21 protein-coding genes are annotated in these 21,666 nt (G+C 71.6%); 11 read left to right on the forward strand and 10 right to left on the reverse strand.

Annotated features, from left to right (window positions below):
* Positions 1 to 226 precede the first annotated feature (226 nt).
* Both ASC99_RS25695 and ASC99_RS25700 read left to right on the forward strand, forming a co-directional pair.
* Positions 227 to 2,329, forward strand: coding sequence for a ricin-type beta-trefoil lectin domain protein (locus ASC99_RS25695; RefSeq protein ID WP_200948425.1), 2,103 nt, complete (start codon positions 227 to 229; stop codon positions 2,327 to 2,329).
* 23 nt (positions 2,330 to 2,352) lie between these two features.
* Positions 2,353 to 3,738: a glycoside hydrolase family 43 protein gene (locus ASC99_RS25700; RefSeq protein ID WP_157531745.1), complete on the forward strand. Its 1,386-nt coding sequence runs from the start codon at positions 2,353 to 2,355 to the stop codon at positions 3,736 to 3,738.
* Between the two features lie 102 nt (positions 3,739 to 3,840).
* On the opposite strand, the gene ASC99_RS25705 is transcribed toward ASC99_RS25700, so the two are convergent.
* Positions 3,841 to 4,608, reverse strand: a complete 768-nt coding sequence (locus ASC99_RS25705; RefSeq protein ID WP_057236317.1) for an SDR family oxidoreductase — start codon at positions 4,606 to 4,608, stop codon at positions 3,841 to 3,843.
* A gap of 666 nt (positions 4,609 to 5,274) precedes the next feature.
* Here ASC99_RS25705 and ASC99_RS25710 point away from each other — a divergent pair.
* Both ASC99_RS25710 and ASC99_RS25715 read left to right on the forward strand, forming a co-directional pair.
* Complete coding sequence (locus ASC99_RS25710; RefSeq protein ID WP_057236320.1) at positions 5,275 to 6,843, forward strand: GMC family oxidoreductase; 1,569 nt, start codon at positions 5,275 to 5,277, stop codon at positions 6,841 to 6,843.
* Between the two features lie 33 nt (positions 6,844 to 6,876).
* The gene (locus ASC99_RS25715) at positions 6,877 to 7,695 is read left to right on the forward strand and encodes an SAM-dependent methyltransferase (RefSeq protein ID WP_057236322.1); all 819 of its coding nucleotides are present in this window, start codon (positions 6,877 to 6,879) and stop codon (positions 7,693 to 7,695) included.
* Between the two features lie 55 nt (positions 7,696 to 7,750).
* On the opposite strand, the gene ASC99_RS25720 is transcribed toward ASC99_RS25715, so the two are convergent.
* The 3 genes from ASC99_RS25720 to ASC99_RS25730 form a co-directional block, all read right to left on the reverse strand.
* The gene (locus ASC99_RS25720; protein WP_057236326.1) at positions 7,751 to 8,950 is read right to left on the reverse strand and encodes an acyl-CoA dehydrogenase family protein; all 1,200 of its coding nucleotides are present in this window, start codon (positions 8,948 to 8,950) and stop codon (positions 7,751 to 7,753) included.
* 184 nt (positions 8,951 to 9,134) lie between these two features.
* Positions 9,135 to 9,539 carry an SgcJ/EcaC family oxidoreductase gene (locus tag ASC99_RS25725; protein WP_057236328.1) on the reverse strand — a complete coding sequence of 135 codons (405 nt, stop codon included), beginning with the start codon at positions 9,537 to 9,539 and terminating at the stop codon, positions 9,135 to 9,137.
* Between the two features lie 59 nt (positions 9,540 to 9,598).
* Positions 9,599 to 11,107: an MFS transporter gene (locus ASC99_RS25730; protein WP_063857189.1), complete on the reverse strand. Its 1,509-nt coding sequence runs from the start codon at positions 11,105 to 11,107 to the stop codon at positions 9,599 to 9,601.
* Between the two features lie 142 nt (positions 11,108 to 11,249).
* Here ASC99_RS25730 and ASC99_RS25735 point away from each other — a divergent pair, with 142 nt between their 5' ends.
* The gene (locus ASC99_RS25735; protein WP_063857190.1) at positions 11,250 to 12,224 is read left to right on the forward strand and encodes a sigma-70 family RNA polymerase sigma factor; all 975 of its coding nucleotides are present in this window, start codon (positions 11,250 to 11,252) and stop codon (positions 12,222 to 12,224) included.
* Positions 12,225 to 12,231: 7 nt separating this feature from the next.
* Here ASC99_RS25735 and ASC99_RS25740 read toward each other — a convergent pair whose 3' ends face one another.
* Both ASC99_RS25740 and ASC99_RS25745 read right to left on the reverse strand, forming a co-directional pair.
* A complete protein-coding gene (locus ASC99_RS25740; protein ID WP_057236331.1) occupies positions 12,232 to 13,401 on the reverse strand; it encodes an acyltransferase in 1,170 nt (389 codons plus the stop codon).
* Between the two features lie 34 nt (positions 13,402 to 13,435).
* A complete protein-coding gene (locus tag ASC99_RS25745; protein WP_057236334.1) occupies positions 13,436 to 14,479 on the reverse strand; it encodes an LLM class flavin-dependent oxidoreductase in 1,044 nt (347 codons plus the stop codon).
* Between the two features lie 209 nt (positions 14,480 to 14,688).
* On the opposite strand from ASC99_RS25745, the gene ASC99_RS25750 reads away from it, so the two are divergent.
* The 5 genes from ASC99_RS25750 (at position 14,689) to ASC99_RS25770 (ending at position 18,152) form a co-directional block, all read left to right on the forward strand.
* On the forward strand, positions 14,689 to 14,862 hold the full coding sequence (locus ASC99_RS25750; protein WP_157531746.1) for a hypothetical protein: 174 nt from the start codon (positions 14,689 to 14,691) through the stop codon (positions 14,860 to 14,862).
* Positions 14,863 to 14,912: 50 nt separating this feature from the next.
* Positions 14,913 to 15,242: a DUF3040 domain-containing protein gene (locus ASC99_RS25755; protein ID WP_057236339.1), complete on the forward strand. Its 330-nt coding sequence runs from the start codon at positions 14,913 to 14,915 to the stop codon at positions 15,240 to 15,242.
* A gap of 22 nt (positions 15,243 to 15,264) precedes the next feature.
* Positions 15,265 to 15,663 (forward strand): ATP-binding protein, encoded by a 399-nt coding sequence (locus ASC99_RS25760; RefSeq protein WP_057236342.1) that lies wholly within the window; start codon positions 15,265 to 15,267, stop codon positions 15,661 to 15,663.
* 105 nt (positions 15,664 to 15,768) lie between these two features.
* Entirely contained in the window at positions 15,769 to 17,481 is a 1,713-nt protein-coding gene (locus ASC99_RS25765; RefSeq protein WP_057236345.1) for an ANTAR domain-containing protein, read from the forward strand.
* Positions 17,481 to 18,152, forward strand: a complete 672-nt coding sequence (locus ASC99_RS25770) for a PP2C family protein-serine/threonine phosphatase (RefSeq protein ID WP_057236347.1) — start codon at positions 17,481 to 17,483, stop codon at positions 18,150 to 18,152. Before ASC99_RS25765 ends, ASC99_RS25770 begins: the two co-directional genes overlap by 1 nt.
* A gap of 11 nt (positions 18,153 to 18,163) precedes the next feature.
* On the opposite strand, the gene ASC99_RS25775 is transcribed toward ASC99_RS25770, so the two are convergent.
* The 3 genes from ASC99_RS25775 to ASC99_RS25785 all read right to left on the reverse strand — a co-directional run bounded on the left by ASC99_RS25775 (position 18,164) and on the right by ASC99_RS25785 (position 19,673).
* Positions 18,164 to 18,487 carry a hypothetical protein gene (locus tag ASC99_RS25775; RefSeq protein ID WP_057236350.1) on the reverse strand — a complete coding sequence of 108 codons (324 nt, stop codon included), beginning with the start codon at positions 18,485 to 18,487 and terminating at the stop codon, positions 18,164 to 18,166.
* A gap of 77 nt (positions 18,488 to 18,564) precedes the next feature.
* A complete protein-coding gene (locus ASC99_RS25780; RefSeq protein WP_057236352.1) occupies positions 18,565 to 18,918 on the reverse strand; it encodes a helix-turn-helix domain-containing protein in 354 nt (117 codons plus the stop codon).
* A 104-nt stretch (positions 18,919 to 19,022) separates the two neighbouring features.
* Positions 19,023 to 19,673, reverse strand: coding sequence for a dienelactone hydrolase family protein (locus ASC99_RS25785; RefSeq protein WP_057236355.1), 651 nt, complete (start codon positions 19,671 to 19,673; stop codon positions 19,023 to 19,025).
* Between the two features lie 158 nt (positions 19,674 to 19,831).
* Here ASC99_RS25785 and ASC99_RS25790 point away from each other — a divergent pair, with 158 nt between their 5' ends.
* Positions 19,832 to 20,500 carry a type 1 glutamine amidotransferase domain-containing protein gene (locus tag ASC99_RS25790; RefSeq protein ID WP_369824169.1) on the forward strand — a complete coding sequence of 223 codons (669 nt, stop codon included), beginning with the start codon at positions 19,832 to 19,834 and terminating at the stop codon, positions 20,498 to 20,500.
* 157 nt (positions 20,501 to 20,657) lie between these two features.
* On the opposite strand, the gene ASC99_RS25795 is transcribed toward ASC99_RS25790, so the two are convergent.
* The gene (locus ASC99_RS25795) at positions 20,658 to 21,614 is read right to left on the reverse strand and encodes a TIGR03557 family F420-dependent LLM class oxidoreductase (protein ID WP_057236358.1); all 957 of its coding nucleotides are present in this window, start codon (positions 21,612 to 21,614) and stop codon (positions 20,658 to 20,660) included.
* Positions 21,615 to 21,666: the final 52 nt, after the last annotated feature.

The raw sequence follows: 21,666 nt of genomic DNA on the forward strand, positions 1-21,666 counted from the left end.
GGCCGGTCGGCTCCGGCCGACCGGCGCTCGGTGGGTCCTTCTGTGAACTCTGACGGTCACGTGTCAGAAACCTTGACGTGATCCGGCGGCTGACTCCATAGTGATGGCCACTGCGCCGCTCGCTGCGTGCGCCACTTCCCCGATGGCATCCGTCGGTGGTCGCGAAGTGAATTGTTAGCGCTAACAATCGGTCATCGCCAGTGCCGGACAGCTCGGAAGGTCCCCCATGCGACTCCACCCTCGCACCGCCAACCCCAAGCGCCTGTGTCGTAACGCCCTGGTCCGGGTCGTGGTGCTCGCCACGGTCGCGGTCGGCGCGCTGCTCGGCGTGCAGACCGCGCCGGCAGGCGACCTCGGCCGTACGGAGCCGGCTGCGGTGACGTCCAGTCAGGCCGCGGTGCCACCGCCACCGATGGGCTGGGCGTCCTGGAACACCTTCGCTGCCAAGATCGACTACAACGTGATCAAGGCACAGGTCGACGCCTTCGTGGCGGCCGGCCTCCCGGCGGCCGGGTACCAGTACGTCAACATCGACGAAGGCTGGTGGCAGGGCTCGCGGGACGGCGGGGGCAACATCACGGTCGACACCGCCGAGTGGCCCGGCGGTATGGCCGCCATCGCGGACTACATCCACAGCAAGGGCCTCAAGGCGGGGATCTACACCGACGCGGGCAAGGACGGCTGCGGCTACTACTACCCGACCGGCCGTCCCGCCGCCCCGAACTCCGGCAGCGAGGGTCACTACGCGCAGGACATGCTCCAGTTCTCCCGCTGGGGCTTCGACTTCGTCAAGGTCGACTGGTGCGGCGGCGACGTGGAGAGCCTCGACGCCAAGACCACGTACCAGGCCATCAGTGACGCCGTCACCCAGGCGACGGCCACCACCGGACGCCCGCTGACCCTGTCGCTCTGCAACTGGGGCAGGCAGAACCCGTGGAACTGGGGCGCGGGCATGGCCCCGCTCTGGCGGACCAGTTCCGACATCATCTTCTACGGCAACGCCCCGTCCTGGTCGAGCATGCTGGCCAACTTCGACCAGACCCTGCACCCCTCGGCCCAGCACACGGGTTACTACAACGACCCGGACATGCTGATGGTCGGCATGCCCGGCTTCACCGCCGCGCAGAACCGCGGCCACCTCAGCCTGTGGGCGATCGCGGGCGCGCCCCTGCTGGCGGGCAACGACCTGACCACGATGACCGCCGAGACCGCCACGCTCCTGAAGAACCCCGAACTCATCGCGATCGACCAGGACCCGCGCGGCCTCCAGGGCGTCAAGGTCGCCGAGGACACCACCGGCCTCCAGGTGTACGGGAAGGTGCTCTCCGGTACCGGCAAGCGCGCCGTCCTCCTGCTCAACCGCACTGCCAACTCCCAGGCGATCACCGCGCGTTGGTCCGACCTTGGCCTGACGGGCGGCTCCGCGAGCGTCCGCAACGTCTGGTCGGGCAACGATCTCGGCAGCTTCGGTACCGGGTACACCGCCACCGTCCCCGCCAACGACGCGGTGCTGCTCACCGTCGGCGGCACCGAGGCGGCGGGCGCCGACTACGAGGCGGAGTCCGCCGGCAACGCCAAGGGCGGTGCGGCGGCCAACGGGGCCTGCGCGAACTGTTCGGGCGCCGGCAAGGTGGGCCAGATCGGCAACGGCGCCGCCAACACCCTCCGGTTCAACGGCATTTCGGCGGGCAGTGCAGGCGTCAAGGTGATCGACATCGCCTACACCAACGGTGACAGCAAGCCCCGGACAGCCGTGCTCCAGGTCAACGGGCAGACCCCCACCACGGTCTCCTTCCCGCCGACCGGTTCGTGGACCACGCCCCGTACCGTCTCGGTCCAGGTGACGCTGGCCAAGGGCTCCGCCAACACGCTGACCTTCGCCAACTCCACCGCCTGGGCACCGGACCTGGACGCCGTCCGGGTGAGCGACCTGCCCGGCGCCAACGGCCAGGAGCTGGTCGGGCAGCAGTCCGGCCGCTGCGCCGACGTCTTCGACAGCACCATCGCTGACGGCACCCAGGCCGCGCTGTGGGACTGCAACGCCGGTGCCAACCAGGTCTGGACGCACACCGCGCGCAAGGAGTTCGTGCTCTACGGCACCAAGTGCCTGGACGCGTTCCAAGGCGGCAGGACCAACGGCACCAAGGTGGTCGTCTGGGACTGCAACGGCGGCAGCAACCAGCAGTGGAACGTGAACGCCGACGGCACCCTCACCAACGTGAACTCCGGGCTCTGCCTCGACGTCGCGGCCGCCGCGACGGCTAACGGCACGGCGCTGGACCTGTGGTCCTGCAACGGCGCCACCAACCAGGTCTGGCAGATCCGCTGATGCCGACCGAAGGACCCGGCCCGATGATCCGTCACAGAATCCACCCGCTGCTGACCGTGGCCATGGCGCTGCTGTTGGCCCTGGCCTGCTCCCTCACGGCCGCGATCCAGCCGGCCCGTGCCGCGACCGGACCCGCCTACGTGATGGGCTACTTCACCGAATCCCCGCAGGGGCTGGGCTCGGACTACGGCCTGCACCTGGCCGTCAGCACCAACGGCCTGCAGTGGACGCCGCTCAACCAGAACAACCCCGTCGCCACCCCGGTGGAGGGCACCGGCGGCCTGCGCGACCCCTTCATCCTGCGCAAGCAGGACGGCACCTTCATCGTGATGGCGACCGACCTCAAGGGCACCGACTGGACCCAGCAGAGCCAGTACATCCACATCTGGGAGTCCACCGACCTGCGCTCCCTCACCAACTACCACCGGCTCAAGCTGCACACGATGGCCACCCACAGCTGGGCGCCCGAGGCGTACTGGGACGCCGCCCGGGGCCAGTACGGGGTGCTCTACTCGTCGGTGAACAGCAGCGGCCACAACGTGCTGATGGTGAACTACACCACCGACTTCCGGTCGGCCTCGGAGCCGCAGGTCTTCTTCGACCCTGGCTACGACGTGATCGACGGCGACCTGGCCGTGGGCGTCGGTGGAGTGAACTACCTCTACTACAAGGACAGTTCGAAGCAGGCCCTGGTGGGTGCGAAGTCCGCCTCGCTGACCCCGGGCAGTTTCGGCATCTTCACCACGGGCGTCGCCCACGGCGGTACCGAGGCCCCGATCCTGGTCAAGTCCCAGAGCTCGAACACCTGGTACCTGTGGGGTGACACCTACACCCCCAACGGTGTCTTCTACGCCTGGCAGACCACCGACCTGGCCGCCGGAACCTGGACGCCGGTCGACCAACGTACCTACACCCAGCCGCTGAACTCCAAGCACGGCACCATCGCGGCGATCTCCGGCACCGAGTACGACAACCTCCTCGCCCACTACGGCAGGCCCGGCTGGAACCGGCTCAAGTCCTACAACTTCCCCGACCGATACGTCCGCCACGCCAACTACGCCGGCCGGATCGACCCGTACCCGTTCGACCCGTACACCGACTCGCAGTGGAAGCTGGTCCCCGGCCTCGCCGACCCGGCAGCTGTCTCCTTCCAGTCCGTCAACTTCCCGACCCGGTACCTGCGGCCGGACAACTACCAGCTGCTCCTGCAGGTCAACGACGGCAGCACGGCCTTCGCCCAGGACGCCACTTTCTACGCCACTGCCGGTCTGGCCGACGCGAGTTGGACGTCCTACCGGTCCTACAAGTACCCGACCCGCTACATCAGGCACTACGCCTACGAGCTGCGGATCGACCCCATCTCCACCGCCACCGAGCGCGCCGACGCCACCTTCTCGGTCGGCCACTGACCGCAGGGTGATCGGCACGCCGCCGCCCGGCCTACCAGCGCTGGCTGCGCAGCCACCCGGCCGGCCGACTACTGAACCTGTCGGCCGGCCGGGGGCGACCGGTCAGCGGGCCTGTTCGAAGTGGAAGGCGCTGATGAAGCAGTCCCGGGGCTGCCGGATCGCGAACATGACGCACTCGACCAGGGAGTGGGCGGTGAGCTGGTCACCGGCGCCGCGCGGGGTGGTCTCCCACTGCGGGGACAGCGGGTCGGGATTGGCGAAGTCCGGCGGGTAGAGCGAGATGACCCGCACGCCCTGCGGGCGAAGCCGCTTCGACAGCACACCGGCGAATCCGGCCTGGGCGCTCTTGGCCGCGTAGAACGCGCCGTGCGCCTCGGAACGGTGCACCCCGGGCACCCCGGCCGTGGAGACCATGTTCACGATGTCGGGCCGGTCCGAGGCGAGCAGCAGGGGGAGGAACGCCCGTACGGTCAGCACGGTGCCGGTGGCCCCGGACGCGATGGTGTCGGCCACGTCCTCGTCGGTGCAGGCGAGCAGGTCGGTGCCCTCCAGCCAGCGGGACCCGTTGTTGACCAGGACGTCGATCCGGTCGGTCAGTTCGCCGACGGCAGCCGCGAAGGCGCGGATCGACGCCGGGGCGGAGAGGTCGCAGGCAAAGGAGTGGACCTGGGGATGGCCCAGGCCGCGGATCTCCTCCGCGACCTTGGCGGCGGCGGCCGGTGAGCGGGCGGAGAGGAAGACCTCGGCCCCTCGCTCGGCGAAGTGGATGGCGAGGGTCCGGCCGAAGTCCCGGGAGGCGCCGGTGATGGCGACCCGAAGACCCGTCAGGTCGGCGGCCGAGGTGTCGATGGTGTTCACGAGGTCGTCCATGGTTCGGAGTCAACGGAGGTGCGGGCGAGGCCGGACGGCGCGGTCGCCGGGCCGGGCCGGGCCGAGCTGCTCGGACACCGTAGTCGGTGACCGGCACGCAGGCGGCGTCGGTGTCGATCGGACTGCTCGTGAAAAAAGATTCCGGTACCGGTGTGACACCGGTGGCGGCTCGGGCGCTGAAGGAGATGAGCCGGGTGGACGGTGGGCTCCCCCGTGTCCACCGCCCGCCCGGCCCTGCGTCGCTCCTGATGGCGCGACACCCACCGACTCCCGGACGGGTGGCAGGCCTTCCCCGGACCCTGCCGCCCGTCCGGGCCCGCTCTTCGGCCCGGCCCGGCCCGATCGGTCGCTGTCGCCCGAAATAACAGCGTGATATATGGTCGGCCCAATTCTCCCGGCCGACTCCGGCCTAATCAAGAGCCGGTCGGTCACTTCTCTCATCGTGCCAACTGCAGGTGGGCGAAAGGCACGTTCGAAGAAGACAGTCTCGTCGGGCTCCTGTGAAGCTCTCTGGCAGAAGCGTACACATCCGATTCCACGACATCGAGGATGTTCCATGCTGCAGGAGCCCGACGACATCGCGTGCAATTCAGAATTGACCCAAGGGTGGATTCCGTCGTATTTCCCGGAATTGGTGAACGGTCTCGCAGATCGGCGGCGGCGGTCATGCTGAACACACCCGGAGCGGATTTCGACGAGATCGTGGTCGGCGGGGGCAGTGCCGGTGCGCCGCTCGCGTCCCGGCTCAGTGAGGACCCGGGCCGCCGGGTGCTGCTGCTGGAGGCGGGCCCGGACTACCCGACCGTCGGGGTGACTGCGGCGGACCTGCTGGACGGGAACCGGATGTCGCTGTTCGACCACGACTGGCGGTTCACCGCCCGGTTGTCGGGCGACCGGCGGGTCCGCTTTCCGCAGGGCCGGGTCACCGGCGGCTCGTCCGCCACCGGTAACACCGTCGCGCTGCGCGGGCTGCCCGAGGACTACGACGAGTGGGCCGCCGCGGGAAACCCGGCCTGGTCCTGGTCCGAACTGCTGCCCTGGTTCCGGGCGATCGAGGACGACCTGGACTTCGGCACCGACGAGAAGCTGCATGGCAACAGCGGCCCGACGCCGATCCGGCGCTGGCGGGACGACGAACTGTCGCCCGTCCAGCGGTACTTCCGGGACGGCTGCCTGGAGGCGGGCTTCGCCGAGGCGGCCGACCACAACGATCCGTACGCCACCGGCGTCGGGCCGATCCCGTCCAACCGCCGGGACACCAGGATCCGGGCCTCCACCGCGATGGGCTACCTCACCGCCGAGGTGCGCTCCCGGGGGAACCTCACCATCAGGGCGGGCGCGCACGTCCACCGGGTGCTGTTCGAGGGCGACCGCGCGGTCGGTGTCGAGCTGTCCAGCGGGGACGGTCAGCCGGAGCGGGTGACCGCCCGTCGGGTGATCCTGGCGGCCGGGGCGGTCAACTCGCCCGCGATCCTGCTGCGTTCGGGGATCGGGCCGGCCGAGGACCTCCGGCGGCTGGGGATCGACGTACGGCTCGACCGCCCCGGTGTGGGCGCCGGCATGATCGACCAGCCGCGTACCGGGGTCTTCCTGGAGCCCGTTCCGGGCGCCGAGAACCACGGCTTCTCGACCGGGCAGATCGTGCTGCGCACCGAGGCGCCCGGTTCGGCCGAGCGCAACGACATGTACTACGCGATGGTCAACAACTTCCCCCTCGCCCAGCAGTTCCCGCAGTTGCGCGACCGCTCCAGTGTCACCGAGGTGTTCGGCGTGATGGCCGTCGCGCGCAGGCCGCACTCCCGCGGCCGGGTCACGCTGGCCTCGGCCGATCCGCGGGAGATGCCGCTGATCGACCTCAACTACCTGTCGGACGCCCGCGACCTGCAGCTGCTCTGCGACGCCGTACGGGCCTGCTGGCAGCTGGTCCAGGCACCGGCCATCCGCCGGCATGGCAAGCAGGTGGCGGTCCTGACCGAGCGTGACCTGGACGACGAGGAGGCGCTGCGCGACTACGTCCGGCTCAGCGTCGACAGCAGCTACACCGCCGGCGGCACCGCACGGATGGGGGCCGCCACGGACCCCGAGTCGGTGGTCGACCAGTTCGGCGCCGTGCACGGCACGACCGGTCTGCACGTGGCGGACGCCTCGGTGATCCCGGCCATGGTGCGGGCCAACACCAACCTCACCGCGATCGTGATCGGCGAGCGGATCGCCGACTGGCTGCGGTCGTCCTGACCCCCGTCCTTGTCTCCCGAAGGAGAACCCGTCATGACCGCTGAGGTGGGCGGCGTCGCCGTCCCCGAGATCGACCCCGACATCCCGCACGTCGCCCGGGTGCTGGACTACCTGCTCGGCGGCGACGCCAACTTCCCGGCCGACCGGGCGGCGGCCGAGCAGGCCTTCGCGGCCTGGCCCGGCGGCGACGTCCGGCTGGACATCTGCTCGGCGCGTGCCGCGCTCGGCCGGATCGTCCGCCACCTGGCCGGTGACCTGGGCATCCGTCAGTTCCTGGACATCGGCTCCGGTCTGCCGACCGCCGACAACACCCACCAGGTCGCCCGGTCCGTCGCGCCGGACGCCAAGGTGGTCTACGTCGACCCGGACCCGCTGGTGATCGCCCACGGCCGGGCGCTGCTGCGCGACTGCCCGCCGGAGACCACCGCGTTCATCTCCGGTGACATCCACGATCCCGGCCGGATCCTGAAGGACGCGGCCGCCGTGCTGGACTTCGACCGGCCGATCGGCGTGATCATGTTCGGCCTGCTGCACTTCGTCCCGGACGAGCAGCAGCCGGAGGCGCTGATGAAGGCCGTGGTGGACGCACTCGCCCCGGGCAGCGCCGTCGGGTTCTCGCACTTCGCCCGGATCGAGGGCGACGACGCGATGGACGAGACCTTCGAGCAACTGAACCGGCAGTGGGGCGAGTCGGTGGTGCGCCGCACCAGTGCCGAGGCCGCCCGGCTGTTCTTCACCGGCCTGGAGCCTATCGCCCCCGGCGTCACCGAGCTGCCGGACTGGCGGCCCGAGGCGGGCGCGCCGGCCGGGCGGCCGATGCCGATGTGGTGCGGCGCCGCCGTCCTGCGTTAGGACCGGTCCGACCACGGCCCCCCGTCCAGCCGGACGGGGGGCCTGCCGCGCGCGGTCAGCGCCGCATCTGCAGCCCGCCGCCGAGCAAGTACTGCCCGACCGTCTCGAAGTGCGAGGAGGAGAGCGAGATGTGTTTGGTGGCGGCGTGGATGTCGCGGAAGCAGCGCTCCAGCCGGCTGGTCGCGTACACCGAGCTGGACCCGGCCAGCGTGAAGACGCTGTCGACGGCGGCGACCGTGTGCTCGGCGAGGGTCGCGGCGGTCAGCCGGATCAGCGCGCTCAGCGTCTCGTCGCCGCTGGTGCCCGCCTCGACCGCCTGCCGGGCCGCGTCGTCGAAGAGCAACCGGGCGGAGTGGACCAGCACTTCGGCCCTGGCCAGCTTCTCCTGGGTGGTCGGGTTGTCGCCCAGCCTGGTCCGGGCGCTGGTCGGGGTCTTCTCGAGCGCCAGCTCCTTGAAGGCGTCGAGCGCCGCCTCGGCCAGTCCGAGGGCCACCGGTGCGGTGGAGAACGGGCCGAAGTCGTAGTAGCTCAGCCCGTACGCACGCGCCGCCCGGTCGGGCGGGGGAGAGCCCATCACCGCGCGGCTGACGGTGAGTTCGGTCGGTACGAAGGTCTGGGCGACGGTGTAGTGGTTGCTGCCGGTGCCGCGCAGGCCGACCGGGTGCCAGGTGTCCCGGATCTCGGCCAGCTCACGCGGTATGAACAGCGCGCGCAGCTCGGGCCCGGTCCCGGTGACGACCGGACGGCCGTTCTCGGTGACGTACGCGGTGCAGACCAGCCAGCCCGCGTGGGCGCTGCCGCTGGCCAGCGACCACTCGCCCTCCAACAGGAAGCCGCCGTCCACCTGTTCGGCCCGGCCCGCAGGCTTGACCCCGCCGATCACCAGCCGGTCGTTCTGCTGGAACAGCCGCCGGGCGGACTCCTCCGGCAGGTAGTCGGACAGCCGCCCGATCGCGCCCTGGACGCCGATCAGCCACGCCGCCGAGGCGTCCAGCCGGGCCAGCGCGGTGATCGCGGCCAGTCCGGCGAGCAGCCCGGCCTGCTCGCCGCCGAACTCCCTGGACACCCACATCCGGGTCAACCCGGTGTCCCGCAGCGCCTCGTACACCTCGACCGGGGCGGCGCGCTCCTGCTCGGCACGTTCCCGGTGGGCCAGTATCACCGGGGCGATCTTCTCGACCCTGGCCACCCACTCCTGCTCCTCCGTCGTCGGCCGCCGCTGTGGCAGGCTCGGCCGGAGCGCTCCGTCGTCCATTGCTGACCCTCTCTGAATAGGCGTCAATTCTCCTGATAAATAACCGAATTGGGGCCTCCGTCGAGGCTGCCGCCCGATTCTACGGAGACCGTCGACGGCGAAGTTCTTCCAGCGTGCCGGGGATTCACCAGATGCGAACGGGTCCGCCGGTGAATTCACCGGCGGACCCGTCCATTTCGGCGTGTCAGGCGTTGAGCGCGCAGTTGTGGTACGACTCCACCAGCCAGCCGTCGGCCTTCCTGGCCAGCACCCAGCTGGCCCGGCGCATCCGCTCGGCGGGCACCTCCTCCTCGCCGGCCAGCCTGATCCCGCTCAGGCTGACCACCACGGCGACGTCGTCGCCGATCAGCCGGACGGACTCCTGGGTGTCGACGGACTTCGAGCCCTTGAACGGGCCGTCGAAAGCCGCCCGCATGAAGCCGCGGATCTGCTCGCGGTCCCGGTGGTACACGCCGCCGGGGAGGATCACCGCGGCGTCCTCGGTGTAGAGGTCCGCGAACGCGTCCGCGTCGTTGGCGGCCCAGGCCGCGACGACCTCCTGCAGCAGCTGCCGGACGGCCGCGACGGGGGCGATGGTGGTCTCGGTCATGGTGGAACTCGCTTTCTCGGTAAGGGTGGTGGTAACCGGCCCCCGACGGGGGCCGAGGTTCAGCGGCCGGGTACGGGCACGGGTGCGCCCGGTGCCGGCTGCGACTGGGGGACGTCCTGGCGGGCCCGCAGCACGCCACGGGTCACCGCGACCGCCGGGATCAGCCCGAGGACGGACAGCAGGGCCAGCCAGACTCCGGTGCCGGCCAGCGCGGAGCCGGAGGTCTGCGCGGTGACGGCCGCGCCGCCGTCGCGCAGGGACAGATAGACGGTGCCGAACACCGCCACGCCCAGCACCTGGCCGAGCTGGACGGTGGTGGTGAGCAGCCCGGAGGCGTCCGCCACCCGGGTCATCGGCACGTGCAGCAGCGACTGGGTGAGCAGCGGGCTGACCGCCATGCCTAGGCCGAGGCCCTCGACCGTCAGCCCGATCCACATCAGCGGGCTGTTCGCGGCTCCGTCCCGGACACCCAGGGCCGTCACGGCGTACGCCACCGCGCAGACCCCGAGGCCGAGCGGCGCCATCAGTGGGTGCAGCCGGGCGGGCAGCCGCCGCCAGTAGAAGCCCATCAGGCCGAAACCGGCCGACATCGGGATGTAGGTGAGACCGGCCCGCAGCGCGCTGTCGCCGAGCCCGGACTGCAGGTGCAGGGTGAAGACGAACAGGAAGCCGCCGTACGCGATCTGGACGCAGGACAGGGTGGCCATGCCGACTGTGACACCGGGTGTGCTGAGCACCGCCGGGTGCAGCAGCGGGTCACCGCCGCGGTCGGCGATCCGCCGCTCCAGCGGGAGGAAGAACGCGGCCAGCGCCAGGCCGGCCGCCACGCAGACGTACGTCCACACCGGCCAGCCCAGCTCGTGGCCGAGCACCAGCGGCAGCACGACCAGCACCACGGCGGGGACGGCCACCGCGAGGCCGGCGAAGTCCAGCCGACGGGCGCCGCCCGGCTGGTCGGCGGGCACCAGGCGGGGCACCAGCAGCACCAGCAGGATGCCCAGCGGCACGTTGACCAGGAAGACCGGCCGCCAGGTCGCGCCGAACAGGTCGGCGCTGACGATCACGCCGCCCAGCACCAGGCCGACCACCGCGCCGATCGACAGCACCGCACCGTACGCCGACAGCGCCTTGGCGCGGGCCGGCCCGGTGAAGCGCATCTGGATCACGCTCATGATCTGCGGCACCATCACCGCGGCCGCCGCGCCCTGGACGAAGCGGAACAGGATCAGCGAGCCGGTGTTCGGGGCGAACCCGCAGGCCAGCGAGGCGATCGTGAAGCCGATGACGCCGAGCTGGTACATCCGGCGGCGCCCGTACATCTGGCCCAGCCGGGCGCCGGTGATCAGCAGCATCGCGTAGGCCACGGTGTAGCCGCCCACCACCAACTGCAGGGCGGCGCCCGAGGCGTGCAGGTCGGCCGAGATGGCCGGCATCGCGACGTTGACCACCAACACGTCCACCAGGCCCATGAACTGACCCAGCAGCAGGACCGCGAGCATCAGCCAGGGGCGGCCGTTCTGGTCGGGAGGGGCCTCGCCGGGGGCGGGCGCCGGAGCGGTACCGGTCATGGGATGTTCTCCGTTCAAGCACGCAAGCACGTGTCGTCGGGGATACATACCGGCGGGGCGGCCACTATTCATCGGTCGCCGGGAAAGGTGCGGTAGCGTTCCTGGCAGCCGGTTCCGCTCGGTCACGGGAGACACACCGAGAATGACGATGCCCACCACGGACTTCACGCAGCGGACGGAGACCTTCCGCGGCGAACTGCTGGCGCACTGCTACCACATGCTCGGCTCGCTGCACGACGCCGAGGACCTCGTCCAGGAGACCCTGCTGCGCGCCTGGCGGGCCCGGGAGCAGTACGACGCCACCCGCGCCTCGCTCCGCACCTGGCTCTACCGGATCGCGACCAACGCCTGCCTGAACGCGCTGGAGGGCTCCCGGCGCCGGCCGCTGCCGTCCGGCCTCGGCGCGCCGAGCGACGACCCGGAGCAGCCGCTCCAGCGCGCGCTGGAGACCCCCTGGCTGCAGCCCTTCCCGGACGCGGCGCTGCGCGCCGAGCGCTCCGACCCGGCCGAGGTGCTGCTGCTGCGCGGCAGCATGCGGCTGGCGCTGGTCGCCGCGATGCAGCACCTGCCGCCGCGTCAGCGCGCCATCCTGATCCTGCGTGAGGTGCTGCAGTGGTCGGCGGTGGAGGTCGCCGAGGCGCTGGAGACCAGTGCGGCGGCGGTCAACAGTGGTCTGCAGCGAGCACGCGCCCGGCTGGCCGAGGTCGGGGTCAGCGAGGAGCAGCTCGCCGAGCCGGCCGACCCGGACGACCGGGCGGTGATCGAGTCGTACATCGCGGCCTTCGAGAAGGCCGACATCGACGCGCTCAAGCTGCTGCTGACCGACAAGGCCGTGCTGGAGATGCCGCCTGTGCTCAACTGGTACCGGGGCCGGGACGACTACGGCGCGTTCATCGCGCGGATCCTGGCGATGCGCGGCACCGACTGGCGGATGCTGCCGATCGAGGCGAACAGCCAGCCGGGCGTGGCCGCGTACGTCCGGGAGGAGGACGGCGTCTACCGGGCCCACACGGTCCAGGTCTTCACCGTCGCGGACGGTCTGGTCAGCCACAACGTGGTGTTCCAGGACGCCGAACTCTTCCGCCGCTTCGGGCTGCCGGAGCAGCTGGACGACTGACGCGAGATCAGGCGGCAGTGCGCCGCGGGCTCGACCAGCGGCGCACGACCGGCCGTTCGACCAGGGTGTACACCAGCCCGGAGACGGCGATCGAGATCACCAGGTCGGCAGCCAGGATGGCGAGGGTGGTGGGCGTCGGGTACAGCTCATGGCCGAGCGCCTTGCGGACCGTCACCAGCACCACGAAGTGCAGCAGGTAGAAGGCGAACGAGATGTTGCCCAGCCAGACCATCGCCCGGCTGCGGAACAGGCTCGCCCGGCCCTGGACGTCGGCGGTCGCGGCGGCGGCGATCAGCATCGCGATCGGGATGATGCACACGAAGCGCTGGCCGTAGAGGAACGGCACCTGGAACGAGAGCGCGTAGCCGGCCGCGAGCAGCAGGGCGGACCAGGCCATCCCGGCGTTCCGCCAGCGTCCGGCCTGCACGGCGCGGGCCACCAGGACACCGAGCAGGAAGTCGAAGAGCCGCGCGGGCGGGAAGATGTAGGCGAAGAAGAACTGGTCGTCGGAGACCGGCCCCGTGACGATCTGCGGCGTCGAGGGCAGCGCCAGGTAGGCGGTCATCGGTACGGCGAAGATGCCGAGCAGCGCACCGCCGATCCAGTACTTCAGGTGCTGCGGGCCGATCCGCCTGACCAGCGGGAGCAGCAGCGGGAAGAGTGCGTAGAACAGCACCTCCACGCCGATCGACCAGGCCGGCGGGTCCACGCTGAAGTACGTCCTGAAGCCGGGCGTCCAGGACTGCAGGGTGAGCAGGTTGAGGATCGCCGTCCGGTCGGGCGTGGTCGCTGCCGCGAACAGCAGCATCGCCGCGGCCCAGCCCAGGACGTAGTTCGGGAAGATCTTGACGGCGCGGCGCCGCCAGAAGGCCGCGGCGGTGTCGGTGGACCTGGCCGACCAGGTCAGGATGAAGCCGCTGAGCACGAAGAAGAACGAGACGCCGAGGCCGCCGGCCGGCTGGGCGATCTCGTGGAAGTCGTGCGCGAAGCCCTTGTCCGCGGCCAGCACGAGGGTCGGGCTGGTCCGCGAGGTGTGGTAGACGAAGACGACCAGGGCGGCGACGAACCGGAGCCCGGTCAGCGAGGGCAACCGCGAGGCCGGTGACGGCTGTTGGGCCTCGACGGGCACGCGTGGGGACGACTGCGCCGAGGGCGCGTTGACGGACGGACTGGCCACGGGGGTATCACTCCTGGAGGCGTGGGAGCACTGCTCAGCGGGCGGCGGGGGCGAAGGTCTCGCAGATGGCATGGACGTGGTCGCGGAAGACGCCGACCGGCACCCCCTTGCCCGAGGCGTAGAGCAGCGGCTGTTCGAAGACGCCGCCGTACGCCTCCTGGTAGCGCTGACGGGCCTCCTCCGGGGTGCCGTACACGGCCATCCGGTCGAGCATCCGGTCCGAGACGGCGGCCGCCATGCCGGGGACGTCCTGGCGGGCGGCCGCCTCGMGGACCGCTGCGGCCTCCTTTTCGAAGCCGTGCAGCCGCAGCAGTGGGTCGGTGGAGCGCCGGGAGGTGTAGACGGCGACCTGCACGGCGGCGGCGGCCCGGGCCCGGGCGGAGTCGTCCGCGATCGAGCAGATCACCATGCCGGTGACCGGGATCCGCTCGGTGCGCCCAGCCTCGCGGGCGCCCTCCAACAGGGCCGGGTGGACGGTCTCGAGGATGAACTCCCGGGTGGACATCGGCATGCCGACCAGTCCGTCGGCCACCGCGCCCGCCGCCCGCAGCATCGGTTCGCGGCCGGCCGCCAGCAGCACCGGCAGGGTGCCGGTGCTGAGCGCGGGCAGGCTTGGGTCGGCGTCGATCCGGCAGCGGTGGTGCCGGCCTTGGTGGTCGACCGGCTTGGCATTCAACTGCCAGAGATCGCGCACGAGTTGGACGGTCTCCAGCAGCCGGGCGACCGGCCGGTCGACGTCCAGGCCGAGCCAGTCGGCGATCACCTGCGGGTTGCCGGTGCCCAGGCCCATCGAGAGCCTGCCCGGGGCGAGCCCGTCCAGGGACCGGAAGTCGGTGGCCAGGGTCAGCGGGGTGCGGCCGAACGCCCAGGCGATGGACGAACCCAGCGCGATCCGCGAGGTGACCGCCGCCTGGGCGGCCAGCGTCACGGTCGCCGAGCGGTCGTAGAACTCACTGGTCCAGACGGAGGCCAGGCCGTGCTTCTCGGCCGCGATCGCGGCCTCCACGAGCAACGGCAGGTCACCCCCCTGGACGGCGATTCCGGGAGTGGGCATGGCAGTGCGGAAGGCGACAGGCATCAAGGGCTCCGTTGACCGGGATCCGGCTGGGCCCGCCGAGCGTAGCCAGCGCCGTCGCCGTGGACCTTCTCCCAGATTGCGGCGTCCGGACCGATGATTCCTCGTCAGCAGCCCGGTATGCAGCTGCGGCCACAGCCCCTGCGGCGGGGGCGTTTCAGGCGGGAGCGTTTCAAACGGGGGCGTCCGGACAGGCGCGGAACATGATGCTGATGGATCTCGCAGTGCAGATGCAGCTGGCCGAAGCCGGCACCGGAGCGCTCTGGCTGATCGGGGCCGGGGCGGTCCTGGTGGCGGCGATCGTGCTGGCCTTCGTCCTGGGTCAGCGCAACAAGGACCGGGAGCCGCCACCGACCGGTCTCCACCGCCGGCGCAACCGGCGCTGACGAAGAGGGTGGCGCTGCGGCGCGGACAGACAGGTGCGGAGGTGGCTGCGATGGATGGCCCTGCACTCTCCTGGCACGAGCGGAGGATTCTGGAGGAGATCGAGACGGGACTGGCGGCGGACGCCCGGTTGGCCCGTGAGTTGAGTTCGATGCGCCGGGGCCGGTTGCGGTGGCCCTATCGCCTTCTCCGGGCCGCTGCGCGGGTGCCGACGCCGGTGGTGACCGTGTCGGTGGCGGTCTCGCTGGCGCTGCTGGTGGTGGGGGCGCAGCTGCGGACGGTGCAGGCTCTGGTGCCGGTCGGGTTGGCCGTGGCGGCCACGCTGTTCCTGCTGCTCGCCCGTCCGCTCCGGCGGCTGGTGGCACGCCGTCGAGGGCAGTGAGCCAGGACCGGGAGGTGGGACTGTGCGTGAGGTTCCTTCGCTGCAGATCGAGCTGGACGGCCGGCCCGGTTCGGTACGAGCGGCGCGCGTGGCCACCGGCGGCTTTCTGCGCGAGCTCGCGGACCGGGGCGAGGGCAGGCTGAGCGCGGGGACCCGTGGGGACGTCGAGCTGGTGGTCAGCGAACTGGTCGGCAACGCCTGCCTGCACGCGCCCGGTCCGTGCCGGCTCAGCGTGGTGGTGACGCCCGGGGTCACCGTGGACGTGGCGGTCGAGGACACCAGCCCCCAGCTGCTCCGGGCGCCGCCCCGGCCCGGGCCGCCGGGCCTCGGGCTGGCCGTGGTGACGGCGCTCGGGCGTGGGCTGCACGTCCTGCGGACCAGTACCGGGAAGGTCGTCGCCACCACGCTGCCCGACCGCTGACCACGCTGCGTTCGTACTTTGGCCGGGCCTACCCTTGAGGCATCGTCACAGCGTCCAGCAGGGCGGCCGGGGAGTGCTCACCCGGCAGCGGAAAAGAGGCGGGCGATGCCGGGGGACATCGGGCAAGCGGAGTTGCAGGCCACCATCGACCGGCTGCGCAGCGAGGTCGAGGGTCAGCGCCGGGCCATGCGGACCCGGGCCGTGATCGAACAGGCCAAGGGCATGCTGGCCGAACGGCTGTCCTGCAGTCCGGAGGAGGCGTTCGGCCGGCTGGTCCAGCTCTCCCAGGGCGGCAATCGCAAGCTGGTGGACATCGCGGCGGACCTGCTCGGGGTGGTCGCGCCGCCGGACGCCGCCGAGCATCTCCCGATCGTGGAACCGCCCGTCGTCGAGCAGGCTGTCGAACGGTCTGCCGCCGGGACGCCGGAACGGGCGCTGCCGGAACCCGAGCCGCGGCCCACCCCGCTGGGCCCGGACTTCGCGGCCCGCTACCACCTGGCCTCCGCCGCCCTGGCCTCGGCCGACACGCCCGACGAGGTGGCCGCCCTGCTCACCGACGCGTCGCTGGCGCAGCTCGGCGTCACCGCGGTCGCCCTGCTGGTCCTGGAGCCCGACGGCGCACTGCGGCTGGTCGGCAGCCACGGCGTCCCCGCGCAGCAGCTCAGCCAGTGGCAGCGGATTCCGCCGCAGATGTCGCTGCCGCTGACCGACGCGGTACGCAACGGCACACCGGTCTGGGTGCACGGCCGGACCGAGTTCGCGGCCCGCTATCCCGACCTGACCGGCGAGGACCTGGTGCCCGGTGAGACGGTCTGCGCACTTCCGCTGCGGACCGGGGAGCAGCTGATCGGCGCGGTGAAGCTGGGCTGGCCGGGGGAGTTCCGGTCCGGCCGGGCGGACGAGCGCTACCTGTCGGCCGTCGTCCGCCTGAGCGCGGCCCACCTGCTGCGGGTGCTGTCGCCGAGCGCGGAGGAGGCCGGGCCGCCGGTCTCGGCGAGTGCGCCGTGGTTCCGGGCGGTGCTGGATGCGCTGCTCGATCCGGTGCTGATCCTGCACGCCGTCCGGGAGCCCGGGGGCAAGGCGACCGACCTGCGGGTCGAGCACGCCAACGCGGCGACCGTGGACCTGGCGGGCCGTACCGGCGAGGACATCGTCGGACGGCGCGTCACCGAGCTCTACCCCGGGATGGTGGCCTCCGGCACCTTCCGGCAGCTGCTGGACGTGGCGGTCAGCGGGGTGCCGTACGAGGGCGAGGCGGAACAGTTCATCGAGGTGGTCGGCGGTGCCGTGCACGCGTCCACCATGACGCTGCACGCCACGCCGTTCCTGGACGGGGTGCTGGTCAGCTGGCGCACCCATGACGAACAGGAGCGCCGGGAACGGCAGTTGATGCAGGTTCAGCGGCTGGCCGGCTTGGGGACGTGGCAGTGGGACGTCGGCAGCGCCACGTTCGACTGCTCGCCGGAGGTGTACCGGCTGCTGGGCGTCGAACTCCCGGAGGCGGCCGGCACCCTCACCGTCGCCGGGGCGGCGGCCGCCGTCGCACCGGCCGACCAGGAGGCCGTCCGGCGGCAGGCCGAGCTGCTGCGGACCGGCCAAGTGGCGGATGCGTCACTGGAGTTCAGGGTCAGGTCGGCAGACGGGCGGACCAGGTCGGTGCGGGCCGTGGCCGAGGGTGTCGCGGGAGCGGCGGTCGGTGAGGTGCTGGCGGTACGCGGCGTCGTCCAGGACGTGACGGTCTGGCGCCGGGCCGAGGAACGGCTCTCCGGCAGACGGCGGCGGAGCACCGGGCGGTACGGGCGCTGCGGCACGCGCTGATGGACGTGCCCAGCGGTCCGGCCGCGCCGGGCCTCGAGGTGGCCGCGCGCTACCTCCCGGCCGAGGCGGACAGTCAGGTCGGCGGCGACTGGTACGACACCCTGACCCTGCCGGACGGGACGGTGCTCGTGGTGGTCGGGGACGTCGCCGGGCACGGGCTGCGGGCCGCCGCCGGAATGGCCCAACTCCGCGACACGCTCCGGGGGATGGCCTTCATCGAGGCCGACCCGGCGGCCGCGCTGGCCCGGCTCAACCAGCTGCTCTGCCACCTGGGCAGCGATTTCGTCGCCACGGTGGTCTGCGGGCGGCTGGACCGCAGGTGGCGCACCTTCACCTGGGCCCGGGCCGGACATCCGCCGCCGCTGCTGGTCCGCGACGGCGCCCCGCGCTATCTGGAGCCGCCGGCCGGTCCGCTGCTCGGCGCGATCCCCGAGGCGGTGTACCGCAACGCGGTACACCGGCTGGATCCGGACGACCTGGTGCTGCTGTTCACCGACGGCCTGGTGGAACGGCGCGGCGAGGACCTCAATGACGGCCTCGACCGGCTGGTCGAGGCCGTGCGGCAGTACCGGGCGCCCGACCTGGCGGGCTGCCTGGACCACGTCCTGCGCCGGCTGGGGCTGCCGAATCCGCAGGACGACGCTTGCCTGCTCGGGCTCCGGCTGAGCTGAACCGGCGGTGGTCAGCGGCCGAGGGCGTGTTCGAGCTGCTTCTTGTTCATCTTCGAACGGCCCTTGATGTTGCGGTGCTTGGCCTCGTTGTACAGCTGGTCGTAGGTCGGGCCCTGCGCGCCGGAGTGGGAGCGCTTGCCGCCCCGGTGGCCGGAGGAGACGTCGTGGGTCGACGAGCGGCTGGCGGTCCTCGACTCGCCGTGCCGGGCGCGCTCCTTGTTCACCGTCCGGGCCGCGATCTCCTTGGCCCGCTTCTCGCTCTCGCCGCGCTCCAGCGCACTGTCCTTGATGTGCTCATACTGGCGTTCCCGCTTGGGACTTGATCCGCGAGGCATGGCCGACTCCTCTCCGTTCGCCCGTTCGCCTACCCGGTTCGTCCGCCCCGACACCTGTGGATCGACCGCCGCGAGGGTCAGTGTGCGGCGGCGTCCCGGTGCGGTCCCGAGGTGTCGTCCCGGGAGCCGGCGGCGGGCGAGTCCTGCAGCAGGCCGAGCAGAGACGCGACCGTACGGCCGCTCTCGGCGGGGTGTCGGAGCAGAGTGTCGGGCGTGATCCGGTAGCGGTTGCGCCGCCCCTCCCGGGAGCGCGTCAGGTAGCCCCCGGCTTCCAGGTCGGCGACGATGGCCTGCACCGCACGCTCCGTCAGCCCGCAGGCCGTGGCCACGTCCCGCAGCCGGACACCCGGGTCGCGGGCGATCAGCGACAGCACACGGGCGTGGTTCGTCAGGAACGTCCACGTGGTGCGGGTCTCGCCGTTCGTCTCCATGCCCCTATCGTACGATTCTGGGTTCACGTGATTCAACGCGCGCACATGTCTTCGTACGTGCCGGCCAGGCTTCTCCTCGCAGGCCAAACCGTTGAGGAACGGGTTCAGAACTCGTCGCTGCCCGGATTCAGGAACCACTCCCGCGCGAGCTCCGCCACCTGCTCCAGGGCGCCGGCCTCCTCGAACAGGTGGGTCGCGCCCGGGATCACGGCGATCCGGTGCGGCCCCCTGAGCTGTTCGGCCGCCGCTTCGTTGAGCCGCAGCACCTCGGGGTCGTGGGCGCCGACGATCAGCAGTACCGGTGCCTGGACCCGGGTGAGAGCGCCGGCCCCGGCCAGATCCGGCCGGCCGCCCCGGGAGACGACGGACTCCACCCGGACCGGGCGCTCGGCCGCCGTCTGCAGCGCGGCCGCCGCACCGGTGCTGGCGCCGAACAGGGCCACGGGCAGACGTCCGGTGTCCGGGCGGGCGGTGAGCCAGTCGACAGCGCCGACCAGACGTGACGTCAGCAGCCCGATGTCAAACCGGAGTTCGGCCGTCACCCGGTCCCGGCGCTCCTCCTGCTCGGTCAGCAGATCCAGCAGCAGGGTCCCCAGACCGGCTCGCTGCAGGGCAGCGGCGACCGCCCGGTTGCGCGGACTGTGCCGCGAGCTGCCGCTGCCGTGGGCGAACAGCACCGTCGCCCGCACCTCGGGCAGCGCCAGATCGCCGGACAGCGCCGATCCGCCGACGGGGACAACAACGTCTTCCGGCATGGCGGCATCTCCTCACGGGTTTCCGCGTCGCACAGACGTGCTCCGCGCCTGCCCGGCGCCTGTCCGGTGAAACGGCGACACGGCGACCTGTCGGGGCGGGTGATTCGGTCGGCCCAGGCGGGGTAGCCGGTCGGACGGGGCGAGCGAAGGAGTCGGTCATGGAGGAGATCCCGCAGGGCGGTGCGGGTGGCGTGCCGCTGCACCACGAGGGTGCGGAGGCGGAGGAGGGCCGCCGCCCGGCCGCGTCCACGGACCGGGAGGACGGGACGGAGAAGGACATGGCGAGCCTGAGGAACAAGACGATCGCGTTTCTGGTGGCGCCCGAGGGCGCCGAGCAGGTGGAGCTGACCTCCCCCTGGGAGGCCGTCAAGGCTGCGGGCGGCGCGCCCCGGCTGGTCTCCACCAAGGCCGGGAAGGTCCGTGCCTTCCACCATCTGACGCCGGGTGACAGCTTCCCGGTGGACGCCGTGGTCGCGGACGTCTCCGCCGCCGACTTCGACGCGCTGGTCCTGCCCGGCGGCGTCGCCAACCCCGACCACCTGCGGATGGATCCGCGTGCGGTGGACTTCGTCCGGGGTTTCTTCAGCCGGGCGAAGCCGGTCGCCGTCATCTGCCACGGCCCGTGGACCCTGGTGGAGGCCGGGGCGTTGCGCGGCCGCACCCTCACGTCCTGGCCCAGCCTGCGCACCGACCTGGCCAATGCGGGAGCCCACTGGGTGGACTCCGAGGTGTACGTCGACCGGAGCGGCCCGAACACCTTGGTGTCCAGTCGCAAACCCGGTGACCTGCCCGCCTTCAACCGGGCGCTGGTCGAGCAGTTCGGCTGACACCGCGTCACGGGAGCGGTACGGCGTGGAGCGGTCTGGTGTGGTTGGGGCTCGGCTCGTCCGCGAGCGGTTCGGCGACGCCGTTGGCACTGATGTACAGGAGGAAGGTGCCTGACCAGGGCGACCAGGGCGACCAGGGCGACCAGGGCGGCAGCGGTCAGGCGTGCAGGCGGGGCAGCACCTCCCGGCCGTAGAAGTCGAAGAATCCGCGCTGGTCGGGCCCGATCTGGCCGACGTAGACCTCGTCGAAACGCGCCTCGACGAATGGTTGCAGGGTGGCCAGATGCTCGTCGACGTCGTCCCCGCACGTCACCGCGTCCGCGACCATCTGCTCGGTGACCAGCTCGCTCGCCTGCTCGAAGTGCCGGGGAGTGGGGAGCACCTGGGCCAGTTCCCCCGGCAGCAGCTCGTTGGGCCACAGCCGGTGGACGGTCCTGACCGCCTGGTCCCGGTCATGGCCCCAGCAGACCTTGACACCGCCGAGCACGGGCTTGCCCTCGCCACCGGCCACCTTGAAGGTGCGCACCAGGTCCGCCTCGGGGCCGACGGTGACGAAGCCGTCGCCGATGCGGGCCGCGAGCTGTGCCGCCCGCGGGCCGAAACCGGAGACGTAGACGGGCAGTTCGCCGACCGGCGGGTTGTACAGCCGTGCGTTGTCGGCGGTGTAGTACGTGCCGCGGTGACTGGTCGGCTCACCGGTGAAGAGCTGACGCATCACCTCCACCGCCTCGGTGAGCATGTCCGCCCGGACGCCGAAGGGCGGCCACGCGTCGCCCAGGATGTGCTCGTTCAGCGCCTCGCCGGTGCCCACCCCGAGCCGGAACCGGCCGGAGGTCAGCACGCTGGAGGTGGCCGCCGCCTGCGCGGTCACGGCCGGGTGCAGCCGTACGGTCGGGCAGGTCACCAGGGTCGTCACCGGCAGGTCGGTCAGCTGGGAGAGCGCGCCGATCACCGACCAGACGAACGGGCTGTTGCCCTGCTCGCCGTTCCACGGATGGTAGTGGTCGGAGATTGCGAGATGCGTGAAGCCCGCCTGCCGGGCCAGCCGGGCCTGCTCCAGGAGTTCAGCCGGAGAGAACTCCTCGCAGGAGAGGAAGTAACCGAACGACGTCATGGCACACCTCGCAGCAACAGGGGTATCGAGCCGGGTCCACGCCTAGCGGCTA

It is taken from the genome of Kitasatospora sp. Root107 (assembly GCF_001424875.1).
In the GTDB taxonomy this organism is placed as follows: Bacteria; Actinomycetota; Actinomycetes; order Streptomycetales; family Streptomycetaceae; genus Kitasatospora.